This is a genomic window from Streptomyces europaeiscabiei (genome assembly GCF_036346855.1).
In the GTDB taxonomy this organism is placed as follows: domain Bacteria; phylum Actinomycetota; class Actinomycetes; order Streptomycetales; family Streptomycetaceae; genus Streptomyces; species Streptomyces europaeiscabiei.
Window position 1 is genome coordinate 7509649 of the sequence record NZ_CP107841.1, and the last position, 12401, is coordinate 7522049.

Annotated in this window: 6 protein-coding genes; 3 read left to right on the forward strand and 3 right to left on the reverse strand. The window is 72.7% G+C overall.

Annotation, left to right across the window (positions count from 1 at the left end):
• Positions 1–72: 72 nt before the first annotated feature.
• Both OG858_RS32985 and gabT read right to left on the reverse strand, forming a co-directional pair.
• A complete protein-coding gene (locus OG858_RS32985; protein WP_319066716.1) occupies positions 73–936 on the reverse strand; it encodes a phosphatase PAP2 family protein in 864 nt (287 codons plus the stop codon).
• Positions 937–1157: 221 nt separating this feature from the next.
• Positions 1158–2501 carry a 4-aminobutyrate--2-oxoglutarate transaminase gene (gene gabT, locus OG858_RS32990; protein ID WP_327745008.1) on the reverse strand — a complete coding sequence of 448 codons (1344 nt, stop codon included), beginning with the start codon at positions 2499–2501 and terminating at the stop codon, positions 1158–1160.
• A gap of 339 nt (positions 2502–2840) precedes the next feature.
• Between gabT and OG858_RS32995 the strand changes: the two genes are divergently transcribed.
• From OG858_RS32995 to OG858_RS33005, 3 genes are all read left to right on the forward strand, one after another.
• Positions 2841–4970 carry an ATP-binding protein gene (locus tag OG858_RS32995; RefSeq protein WP_086751394.1) on the forward strand — a complete coding sequence of 710 codons (2130 nt, stop codon included), beginning with the start codon at positions 2841–2843 and terminating at the stop codon, positions 4968–4970.
• A 209-nt stretch (positions 4971–5179) separates the two neighbouring features.
• Positions 5180–7072: a PucR family transcriptional regulator gene (locus OG858_RS33000; RefSeq protein WP_319066717.1), complete on the forward strand. Its 1893-nt coding sequence runs from the start codon at positions 5180–5182 to the stop codon at positions 7070–7072.
• A 438-nt stretch (positions 7073–7510) separates the two neighbouring features.
• Entirely contained in the window at positions 7511–8962 is a 1452-nt protein-coding gene (locus OG858_RS33005) for an aldehyde dehydrogenase family protein (protein WP_319066718.1), read from the forward strand.
• A 212-nt stretch (positions 8963–9174) separates the two neighbouring features.
• Here OG858_RS33005 and OG858_RS33010 read toward each other — a convergent pair whose 3' ends face one another.
• Entirely contained in the window at positions 9175–12054 is a 2880-nt protein-coding gene (locus tag OG858_RS33010; protein WP_319066719.1) for a glycoside hydrolase family 3 C-terminal domain-containing protein, read from the reverse strand.
• Positions 12055–12401 lie beyond the last annotated feature (347 nt).

A 12401-nucleotide genomic window follows, 5' to 3' on the forward strand; every position in this document is an offset into this window, starting at 1 on the left:
CCACGACGTGACGGCGGCCGTCCCCCGGCCGCACCGCGCTCTCGTCGGCCACCCGTGCGGCCGACGCGGACGTCACCCGGCAGGACCCCGGCGTACCCGCAACCACCGCGAGGAGAGCAGCAGCCTCAGCGAGGAGAGCAGCAGCGCGCACACGCACCAGCTCGCCACCACGTCGAGCGGCCAGTGGTAGCCCTGGCGCACCAGGCCGAAGCCGACCCCGATGTTCACCACGACCGCGAGGACGACGACCGCGCGGCGCGCGGGGGCGCCGCGCAGCCACGGCAGCAGAAGCAGGACGGCACCGCCGTACGCGACGGAGGCGGTCGCGGTGTGGCCGGACGGGTAGAAACCCGTGCCCGGGCCCATGATCGGTGGGCCCGACCGGGCGATGAACTCCTTCAGCGGGATCACCCAGAGCGGTACGGCGGCCAGGAGGAGGGCCGCCGCGGCGGAGGGCCGCCACCAGTGGTCCGTACCGGTGGCACGCGTACGCCACGCGACGTACAGGAGCGCGAGGGCGAGGGCCGGGACGGCGACCGTGATGTTGCCGAGGTCGGCGAGGAACTGGGTGGGGGCGCCCCGGTGGACGAGGGAGTCGCTGAGGCGTTCGTCCGCGCGGGCCAGTGGGCCGTGCGCGAGGACCTGCCAGGTGATCAGCGCGAAGAGGAGGGCCGGGGTGCCGAGAAGGAGGAGGACGGCAGGGCGGCCGGAGGGGGTGGTCGGCCACCCCCGAACAGGGGGGGTGGTTCGGGGGCGGCCGACCGGATCGGTGTGCCGCTCGCCCCGGGGGGTTTGGGGCGGGCGGCCGTCCGATCGGTGAGGAGATCCGGAGCCGGAAGCTCCGGGTGTGTGCGCGAGGGCACGACCAGGGCGAAGCTGGGGAGGCCCCGACCCGGTGTCGCCCACAGTCCCCTGTGGGCGGGGTGTATCTCTCATCTGCGTCAGAACCTACGACAGGGAACGCGGTGACGACAGCCGGAATCGCGACCCGACATGCACCTTGCACACCTTCTTCACGTGCTCTGACGCTTGTCCACAGGGACCGGAATCCGGGATCGGATTCCGGTTCCGGGAAGCGTGGGACGTCGGAGGCGGATGGGAGATTCCGTATGCGGGCGCCCCGCACAAAGGGGCGCTCGCCCACCGTGCGCCGAACGTCAGACGCGGGTGAACGCCTGCTCGATGATGTCGAGGCCCTCGCTCAGGAGGTCCTCGCCGATGACGAGCGGCGGCAGGAAGCGCAGCACGTTGCCGTAGGTGCCACAGGTCAGGACCAGCAGACCCTCCTGGTGGCAGGCCTTCGCCAGCGCGGCGGTCGCCTCCGGGTTCGGCTCCTTCGTCGTACGGTCCTTGACCAGCTCGATGGCGATCATGGCGCCGCGGCCGCGGATGTCGCCGATGACGTCGAACTTCTCGGCCATGGCGGTGAGGCGGGCCTTCATGACCGCCTCGATGCTCTTCGCCCTGGCGTTGAGGTCGAGCTCCTTCATCGTCTCGATCGAGCCGAGGGCGCCCGCGCAGGCGACGGGGTTGCCGCCGTAGGTGCCGCCCAGGCCGCCCGCGTGCGCCGCGTCCATGATCTCCGCGCGCCCGGTGACGGCGGCGAGCGGGAGACCGCCGGCGATGCCCTTGGCGGTGGTGATCAGGTCCGGGACGATGCCCTCGTCCTCGCAGGCGAACCACTGGCCGGTGCGGCAGAAGCCGGACTGGATCTCGTCGGCGACGAAGACGATGCCGTTGTCGGCGGCGAACCTGCTGATCGCGGGCAGGAAGCCCTTGGCCGGCTCGATGAAGCCGCCCTCGCCGAGCAGCGGCTCGATGATGATCGCGGCCACGTTCTCCGCGCCGACCTGCTTGGAGATCTGGTCGATGGCCTGCGCGGCGGCCTCGGGGCCCGCGTTCTGCGGACCGGTCGGCCAGCGGTAGCCGTACGCCACCGGGACGCGGTACACCTCGGGGGCGAACGGGCCGAAGCCGTGCTTGTACGGCATGTTCTTCGCGGTCAGGGCCATCGTGAGGTTGGTGCGGCCGTGGTAGCCGTGGTCGAACACGACCACGGCCTGCCGCCTGGTGTACGACCGGGCGATCTTCACGGCGTTCTCGACGGCCTCGGCACCGCTGTTGAACAGCGCGGACTTCTTGGCGTGGTCGCCCGGGGTCAGCTCGGCCAGGGCCTCGGCGACGGCGACGTAGCCCTCGTACGGCGTGACCATGAAACAGGTGTGCGTGAAGTCCTGGAGCTGGGCGGCGGCCCGGCGCACGACGGCCTCGGCGCTGGCGCCGACGCTGGTGACGGCGATGCCCGAGCCGAAGTCGATCAGCCGGTTGCCGTCGACGTCCTCGATGATGCCGCCGCCCGCGCGCGCGGTGAACACCGGCAGCACCGACCCCACCCCCGCCGCGACAGCGGCGACACGACGAGCCTGCAGCTCCTGGGACTTCGGTCCGGGGATGGCGGTGACTACGCGGCGCTCCTGGGGAAGCGGCGGAAGGGCGGTCATGGGAGCTCCCTGGTGATCGTGCGTGTGTACGTCATGGGACGTACGGGGGCGGGTCGGCGCTCGCGCCGACCGGTGAGGGTGTTTTCGGACGGCTTGCCTTCTCTTTTCTCGCAGGCTAGGGCGGCGACCGGAGGGTGGGCATGCTCCATGTGGGCGTTGTCGAGGGTTCGTCTTGTCCGCGTTGGACATGGAGCAACGGTGGGCACGGGTGTGCGCCCGGCCGCGTAATACGGTGAGCGCAGGGGGCCGCCCGGGCGCGTAAACGGTGAACTCCCCTTGCGGGAGCGTTAGATTGGCTCGCTGATGGTGGACGGAACGGCTGGTCAGGGGGCAGGCGCGATGAACAGCGACGGAACGCGGGACGCGCGAGGCACGCAGGCGAATCCCGTGCCGCGTCCGGCGGGGTCGCCGGAGATGCCCGCGGCGCCTCCCCTGCCACCCATGCCGGCAGGAACCCCGGGAGCGCCGCCCAGGCCGGACGGGAGCGCCTTCCTGTCCTGGCTGCGGACGCCGCGACCCGACGCGGCACCCGGCGTGTGGCGGTTCGGGCACCGGCCGCGGCCGGCGGAGGAGCCGGAGACCGTCCCCGCCCGGCAGCTGCTCGGCGGCGCCCTGATCGCCTTCCTCGTCGGCTGGCTGATCTGGTCCCTGCTCTGGAACGGTTACCTCGGCGGCTGGTGGCTCGTGCCGCTCTTCGCGATGATCCCGGACTCCTGGGCGCCGGCCCACTCGTACTCCGCGGTGGTCCTCAGCTATGTCTGGTACACGGTCGTCGCCCTGACGATCCTGATCGGTGTCGGACGGCTCGGCCGCTGGGGCGAGGTCTGGCGACGGTACGGCGCTCCGCGCTTCCGGCGGCCGCAGCAGCGTCAGGCCGCACCGCCGCCCGAGGACGACCCCGCCCGGTGGAACCAGCTCCGCGAGGCCGGGGCCGTCGATGCCGCCGAGCGGCTGGTCGGCGAGGCGCAGGCCGGGCTCATGCGGGACGTGGATCATGCCCGGATCATGCGGGCCTGGCAGGGCGTGCGGAGCGGGCGGCACAGTCTGGCGACGTTCACCGGCGCGGTGCTGAAGGACGGCGCGGCGGCGTGTCTGCACCCCTCCGGGGAGCGGGACCTGCCCGGACGGCTCGCCAGGCACGACATGGTCACCGGACAGGTCCGCCTGGGCGGCACCGTCGACGACCCGCGCAACCCGTACGCCTACCGGGGCACGGGCCTCGCCCTGGGTCCCGAACTGCTCGGCACGTCCCTGCTGGCCGTCGGGCCCGCCGGATCGGGCAAGACCGGGAGTGTCGTCTGGCCCGTCGCCGAGTCGCTGTGTCTGCACGCGCTCGCCGGGCGGGCCGCGGTGGTGGTCGTGGGCGCGGCGGGTGCCGGGCTCGGACCGGCGGACGCCTACGACGTCGTCGTACGCATCGGGAACCCGGAGTCCGTCCACGACCTCGACCTCTACGGGGGGACCACGGACCCCGACGAGGCCGCGGCCGTCCTCGCGGAGGCGCTCGTCGGCGACCTCACCGACCCGCACCCCGGCGGCGACAGCCGGCGCTCCACCACGGTGCTCGCCCAGCTGCTCGGCCCGTTCCGGGCGGTGCACGGGCGCTTCCCGTCGGTGCCGCAGCTGCGGCAGCTGCTGGACGGCTCGCCCGGCCCGCTGGGCGAGCTGCGCAAGGCCCTCCAGAACGCCGGACAGGAGTCGCTGCTGCGCGAACTGGACGCGCGGGAACGTCAGCTCGGGCATCCCGGGGACGTCAGCGGCGTACTGGCCGACCGGGTCGCCCTCCTCGACCGGCCCGCCTTCGCCGGGTTCTTCGACACCTCCGGCCAGTCCCGGCCCTTCTCCCTCCGCGCCCTCGACCACCCCGTACGGGTCCGTATCGACCTCCCCGAGCGCGGCCACGCCGACGCCTCGCGCATCCTGGCGCGGCTGGTTCTGGCCCAGTTCACCGCGAGCGTCGCCGTACGGGAGGACCGGTCGCTGTTCGCCTGCCTCGTGCTGGACGACGCGACCGGGGTCGTCACGCCGGAGGCCGTACGCGCCATCCAGCGGCTGCGTTCGACCAACGCGGGCACGGTCCTCACCCTGCGCACCCTCGACGACGTGCCCCGGCCGCTGCGCGGGCCGCTCCTCGGTGCCACCGGCTGCCGGATGGCACTGTCCGGGCTCACCCCGTGGGACGGGCAGGACTTCGCCGAGGTCTGGGGCAAGGAGTGGACCGAGGCGCGGGACGTCACCGACCGGCAGATCATCGCCGACTCCCCGGCGGGCAAGGCCTGGCACGCGCTGCGCCGCGCCATCACCGGCCACGCACCCACCGCGCGGGCCGTGACCGTGCGCCAGGTCGAACGGGAACGGTGGTCGGCATCCGAACTGGCGCACGGTGTGCCGCCGGGCCACGCGGTGCTGTCGCTGACGAACGTGCGGGGCGAGCACGCGCCGCCGTTGCTGGTGGATCTGCGGGGCTGAGCCGAGCCACCGGGGAGCCGTCGTGTACGGCGTTCGATTTGAGCCACTCGGTATGCGGTGCGTGGGGCTTGTGATCGTACGGTGAGGCAGAATCGGGACAGGTCGTTCATACGCGGCGGCCAAATGTCGATGCGCGCCACGCAGCCCGACTCCGACTCCCACTCCGACTCCTACTCCGCCTCCGTCTCTGACGTCGACCTGAAGGTCACATGCCCCTCACGCTCGCCTCGCTCGTCCACCACTCCGCGCTCAAGCTGACCGTGCGGGCGGGCGAGGACCGTCTGGACGTGCCGGTGCGCTGGGCGCACGCCAGTGAGCTCGCCGATCCCGTGCCGTACATGGAGGGCGGGGAGCTGCTGCTGATCACCGCGCTCAAGCTGGACGCGGAGGATCCGGAGGCGATGCGCCGCTATGTACGGCGGTTGGTGGGCGCCGGGGTCGTCGGGCTCGGCTTCGCCGTCGGGGTGCACTACGAGCGCATCCCCGAGGCGCTCGTCGCCGCGGCGCAGGGGGAGGGGCTGCCCCTGCTGGAAGTGCCCCGGCGTACGCCCTTCCTCGCCATCAGCAAGGCGGTGTCGGCCGCCATCGCCGCCGAGCAGTACCGGGTGGTCACGGCGGGGTTCGCCGCGCAGCGGGAACTCACCAGGCAGGCGTTGACCGGTGGCCCCGAGGGGCTGCTCGGCTCGCTCGCCACGCAGGTCGACGGATGGGCTGCCCTGTACGACGCCTCCGGTGCGGTCGTCGCGGTGGCGCCCGACTGGGCGGAGCGGAGGGCCGGGCGGCTCACCGCCGACGTCGAACGGCTACGGGACCGGCCCGCGCCGGCCAGCGCGGTCGTGGGCGGCGAGGACCGCGTCGAACTGCACTCCCTGGGTGCGGGGCGCCGGGCCCGTGCCGCCCTGGCCGTCGGCACGGCGGCGGCTCTCGGCACGGCCGAGCGGTACGCCGTCCACTCCGCGATCGCCCTGCTGACGCTCACGACGGAACGGTCGCGTGCGTTGCACGCCGCCGAGCAGCGGATCGGCGCAGCCGTGCTGCGCATGCTGCTGGCCGGGGAGTGCGACCACGCGCGCGCCGTCGCCGGGGATCTGTGCGGGGAGCTGCTGGACGCCCCGTTCCGGCTGGTCCTCGCGGAGTCCGCCTCGGCGTCCGCGGCGCGGGCACGGGTGGAGGGGGCGGCGGCCGGGGCCGGTGGAGCGGCTGGGGCCGCGAGTCCGGCCAGGGGCGGGAACGCCGCCGGGGCCCGGGTCGGGGCCGGGGTCCGTTCAGGGGTGGGGGGCGGGCAGGCCTCCGGGTCCGGGGCTGTGGCCGGGTCGGGGAGCGGGTCCGGGCCCGGTGCCGGGGCTGTGGAAGGTGGGCGGTCGGGGGTCGGCGGGTCGGTGTCCGTCGGCTCGGTGTCCGTCGGCTCGGTGTCCGTCGGCTCGGGTGGTGATCTGCTCGGGCAGCTCGTCGAGGTGGTGGAGGCCGCTGCCGCGCGGGCCGGGGAGGCCGTGCTCGTCGTTCCCGACGGGGAGCGGCTCGTCATACTCGCCGTGGACGGGGGTGCGGCGGTCGCCGCGTGCGGGGAGTTCGCGGTGGCGTTGGAGACGTCGCGGGCGGCCGGACGGGATCCGGGGGCCGTCGCCGCCCCCACGTCCGTGGCCGTCCCCGTATCCGTCTCCGCCGAGGAGGAGGAACTCGTCGTCGGGCTGTCCGCGCCCGCCGGGCCGATCGCGGCCGCCGCCGCGTACAAGCAGGCCGAGCAGGCGCTGTCCGTGGCCCGGCGGCGTGGGCGGTGTCTGGTCGAGCACGAGGAGCTGGCCGCCGGGTCCGTGCTGCCGCTGCTCGGTGACGACGCGGTGCGGGCCTTCGCCGACAGTCTGCTTCGGCCGCTGCGTGAACACGACGCGACCGGGCGGGGGGATCTGGTCGCCTCGTTGCGGGCGTGGTTGTCCCGGCACGGGCAGTGGGATGCGGCTGCCGCCGATCTGGGGGTTCACCGGCACACCCTGCGTTACCGGATGCGGCGTGTGGAGGAGATCGTGGGGCGTTCGCTGGACGATCCCGATGCGCGGATGGAGCTGTGGCTGGCGTTGAAGGCTACGGCTGCGGCGGGGGAATAGGGGGCTTCCTTCGCCCCCGCCGCCCCTACCCGTCCCATCCTCAAGGGCGGTGCCCCTTCGACCCCCGGCCGCGGGTCCGTCGTGGTTGCTCGCGCAGTTCCCCGCGCCCCTGAAAAGCAGGGGCTGCGCCCCGTGCTTTTCGGCCCGCAGGACCGATGCCTTTCAGGCCTGCGGGGCCTGGTCCTTCAGGCCCGCAGAGCCCAGCCCTTCAGGCCCGCAGAGCCCGGCCCTTCAAGGGCGTGGGGCCCGGCCCTTCAGGGGCGCGGGGAACTGCGCCGGCAGCCTCCACCGGATCCGCACCCGGCGACTCACCCCTCCAATCCGGCGCAACCCCTGCCCGCACTCATACGTGCCGGACAAGCGACCCCCCGTCGCCCCGGCCCTACCGTGGAGCCGGAAGCCGACAATGTGTTACCCACCGAAGGGCCGGGATCGACTATGACCGCCACCCACGCCTTCTGGCTCGCCGGCCGTCAGGCCACCGGTGAGACCACGTTCGATGTGACGTCGCCCTGGGACGGCCGCCTGGTCGGCAGGGTGAGCGTGCCGACGGACGAGCAGGTCGAAGAGGCCGTGGCCGCCGCGTACGCCGTGCGGGACGAGTTCGCGGCGACGCCGGCGCATGTGCGGGCCGCCGTTCTCGACCACGTCAGCAGGAGTCTCGTCGAGCGGACCGAGGAGATCGCGCAGCTGATCTCCGCCGAGAACGGCAAGCCGATCAAGTGGGCGCGGGGCGAGGTCGGCCGGGCGGTGTCCGTGTTCCGGTTCGCGGCCGAGGAGGCCCGGCGGTTCAACGGCGGCGAGGCGCAGCGGCTCGACACCGACCTGGGCGGACAGGGGCGGCTCGCCCTCACGCGCCGCTTCCCCAAGGGCGTCGTCCTCGGTATCGCGCCCTTCAACTTCCCGCTCAACCTCTGCGCCCACAAGATCGCCCCGGCGATCGCGGCCGGTGTACCGATCGTCCTGAAGCCCGCCCCGGCCACCCCTCTCTCCGGTCTCGTCATCGGCGACCTGCTCGCGGAGGCCGCGACCGCGCTCCCCGCCGGGTCCTGGAGCATCCTCCCCGTCGCCAACGACCGTATGCCCGCCCTCGTCCAGGACGAGCGGCTGCCCGTGATCTCCTTCACCGGGTCCGAGAAGGTCGGCTACGCGATCATGGACTCGGCGCCGCGCAAGCACTGCACGCTGGAGCTGGGCGGCAACGGCGCGGCGGTCGTGCTCGCCGACTACGCGAGCGACGAGGACCTCGACTGGGCCGCCGGCCGCATCGCGACCTTCTCGAACTACCAGGGCGGCCAGTCCTGCATCTCCGTGCAGCGGGTGATCGCGGACGCTTCCGTGTACGACCGGCTGCTGCCCCGCATCGTCGCCGCGGTCGAGGCGCAGGTGACCGGCGACCCGTCCGACGGCGCGACCGACGTGGGGCCGCTGGTCAGCGAGGACGCCGCCAAGCGGGTCGAGACGTGGGTCCAGGAGGCGGTCGACGCCGGGGCCGCCCTGCTCACCGGCGGCAAGCGAGACGGCGCCTCGTACGCGCCGACCGTCCTCGCCGACGTACCCGCCGACGTGACGATCTCCTGCGAGGAGGTCTTCGGGCCCGTCCTCACCGTGCGGAAGGTGGAGGGGGAGGCCGAGGCCTTCGCCGCTGTCAACGACTCCAAGTACGGCCTCCAGGCGGGCGTCTTCACCCACGACCTGCAGACCGCCTTCCGCGCCCACCGTGCGCTTGAGGTCGGCGGCGTGGTCATCGGTGACGTGCCGTCCTACCGCGCCGACCAGATGCCGTACGGCGGGGCCAAGCAATCCGGTGTGGGGCGTGAGGGTGTGCGCTTCGCCATGGACGACTACACCTACGAGCGGGTGATGGTCCTGACAGGGCTCCAGCTCTGAGGATCTCCGGATTTCCGGCTCTGAGCACCTGAGCATCTGAGATCGAGCATCTGAGGATCTCCGGATCTCCGGATCTTCCGGCAGTTCCTGGTGACCTCTAGCTTGTGACAATCATTTTCATGTATTCTGGGGTCAGATCCCGGGATGAAGGGGCCCGGCACCGATGCCTTCCGGTGCCGGGCCCCTTCTGTGTGTCGGCCTGTTCCGGACCCTCAACCGGAGAAGCCGACGTGCGCCAGCCGCAGCGGGCCGCGCAGGCTGAGATGGACGTCGTGGACGCCGGCCGCCGAGACGGCGGCACGCAGGGTCGTGTACGTGTACGAGTCCGCGGTGGGCGTGCCGAGCGTGAGGGTCGCCAGCACCGGGCCGCCGACGAGCGAGAACTCGACGCTCCCCTCGCCCGCCACCTCCACCGTCATCTCGGTGACACCCGCCCCGAAGTCGCAGCGGCGGAAGAGCAGTTCGCCCGGCCCGCCCGAGCCCTCCGGCTCTCCTGGCGCGCCGCCCGCCGGCACCACCGCGTCGCCCGACACCTTCGCACGGTCGACGATCGCCGTGCCGCGCTGCTCGTCGAAGTCCGCCGCGTTCAGGCCGTGGGTCACGACCGGGCGCGGGGTGACCGGCTCGCCCTCGACGGTGACGGTCGTACGCAGACGGATGTCCTCGCTCGACGCGCCGGCCAGCAGTTCGTACGCGCCCGGTTCCAGATGCCAGGTGCCGTGTGCCACGTCCCAGAACTCCAGGACGGAGAGCGGGAGCCGGAAGGTCAGCTCCGTCGAGGCGCCGGGGGCGAGGGTGACGCGGCGGTGGCCTGCCAGCTCGCGGCGGGGGCGCGGGACCGACGGGTCCTCGGCGCGGACGTAGAGCTGGGCGACCTCGTCGGCGGTCACCGCGCCCGTGTTGGTGACGTCGAAGGAGACCGTCAGCTCACCGTCACCCATGTGGGTGACCAGGTTTCCGTACGCGAACTCCGCGTACGACAGGCCGTGGCCGAACGGGAACAGCGGGGTGCCCTCGAAGTAGAGGTACGTCTGACGGGCGCCGATCACGTCGTAGTCGAGCAGGTCGGGAAGGTCCGCGTCGGCCGCGTACCAGGTCTGCGGGAGGCGGCCCGCGGGGGAGACGTCACCGGCGAGGACCCGGGCCAGGGCGGTGCCCGCGGCCTGGCCGCCGTGCGCGGTCCACAGGACGGCGGGCAGGTCGGCGGGGTCGACGGCGTACGGGTAGGCCGAGACCAGGACCAGCGCGGTGTTGGGGTTGGCGGCGCGGGCCGCGCGCAGCAGGCGCTCCTGGTGGGCGGGGAGCGCGAGAGTCGTACGGTCCTCGGTCTCGCGGCCGTTGATGTGCGGGTCGTTGCCCGCGACCACGAGGACCACGTCGGCCTCGGCGGCCACCCTGGTCACGGCCTCCTCGCCGGGCTGCACCACCATGAGCTCGAAGGTTTCCGGATTCTCGTCGGCAACCTTCACGCCGTCGGCGTCGACAGTGACGTACCGGCCTGTCCCTGTGTGCTTGAGGAGGTGACCGTTCCCGTGGGACTCGGAGGGCTCCAGGCGGAAGGTCTCCTGGACGATCCAGCCGCCCGGCTGATCGGCCGAGGCGCGCAGATATCCGTCGTCGGCGACCGAGAGGTAGCGGCCGTCCGGTGCCCGGAAGGTGTGCACGCCCTCGCCCCAGTCGACGAGTGCCAGCTCGGTGCCGTGCGCGTCAGTGGTGAGCGGCGACAGGTCGGTGCGGCCGGCCAGGAGCGCCGGATCGAGCGCCCCCTGGGCGCCGCGTACCTCGTCGGCGGCCTCGGCCGCCTCGGGGACGGACACGAACGCGCCGGTGGACAGCGCCCTGAGGCGTACGCGGTCCACGCCCTCGGCGAACGTCACGCGCTCGGCACCGAAGCGGTCGTACAGGCCTTCGAGCGGGGTGGAGCGGTGGATGAGGGTGCCGCTGTACCAGTCGAGCTTGCACTCGTCGGCGAGCAGGCCGACGACGGCGATCCGGGTGTCGGCCGGGAGCGGCAGCAGACCGCCCTCGTTCTTCAGCAGGACGACCGCCTGCTCGGCGGCCTCCTGGGCGAGGGCGCGGTGGGCCGGGGTGTCGAAGTCCTTGAGGTCGGCGTACGGGTCGGACCCGGGGTCGAACTCGCCGAGGCGGAAGCGGACCGAGAGCTGGCGGCGGACCGCGCCGTCGATGTCGTCCCAGGTCAGCAGGGATTGGGCCAGGGCGCCCCGGATTCGTCCGATCATCGTCGAACTCTCCGTGCCGTGGTCGGTGAAGCTGTCGACGCCGGCGCGCAGCGAGGCGGCGGTCGCCTCCTCGTGGGTGTCGAAGTAGTGCTCGGAGTCGACCAGGTTCGACGGCGCGCCCGCGTCCGAGCAGACCAGCAGGTGTTCGTCGGTCCAGGTGCGCAGCTGGTCGGCCAGGTAGGGCGAGACGTGGTTGGGGCGGCCGTTGACCAGGTTGTACGCGGGCATGACACCGGCCACCGCGCCCGCCTCGACGGTCTCGCGGAAGGCGCGCAGGTCGTACTCGTGCAGGACGCGGGGACGGACCGAGGAGGACGTGACGGAGCGGTCGGTCTCGTTGTTGTGCGCCAGCCAGTGCTTCAGCACGGGGGCGGTGCGCCAGAACGTGGGGTGGTCGCCGCGCAGGCCGCGGGTGTACGCGGTCGCGATCGCCGAGGTCAGTTTGGCGTCCTCGGAGTAGCCCTCCTCGTTGCGGCCCCACAGGGGGTGGCGCAGCAGGTTGACCGTGGGGGACCAGACGTTGAGGCCGACGCGGTCGTCGCGCGCCCGCATCGCGCGGGTCTCGGTGGAGACGGCCTCGCCGACGCGGCGGACGAGGTCGTCGTTCCAGGTCGCGCCGAGCCCCACGGCCTGCGGGAACACCGTCGCGGGACCCATCCAGGCCACCCCGTGCAAGGCCTCCTGGCCGGTACGGAAGGCGGCCACCCCGAGACGGTCGACGGCGGGCGCGAACTGGTGCAGGAACGCGACCTTCTCGTCCGGACCGAGCCGCTGGAGCAGGTCGTCGATGCGCTTCGCGAGTGGCAGCTGCGGATCGCGGAAAGGCGGCGTGGGCGTCGTCTGTGCGGTCACGTGGGGATCCCTTTGCGGTGGAGCGGCGAGGCGCTTTCGAAGCGCTTCGATGCTCATTCGACCGTGGGGTGGGTGTCAAGAGACCAAGGCGCAACAGATCCGTTTCCCCACCGTCATTCAGGCCGGGATATCGAAGGTCGGAAGGGGTTGCTCCGGTCGTTCGCACCTCCGAGGAATCTGGGAATCGACCCTTGTGCACCCCCGGTCGTTCACTTAACCTCGCAGCAACATCGAAGCGCTTCGACTGTGGAGGGAAACGCTTCGCGTGCTCACCTCCCTCCGATGATCATCGCTTCAGCACAGCCAGTTCTACTCAAGACACCGCAGCCGACGGCCACCGCCGGGTG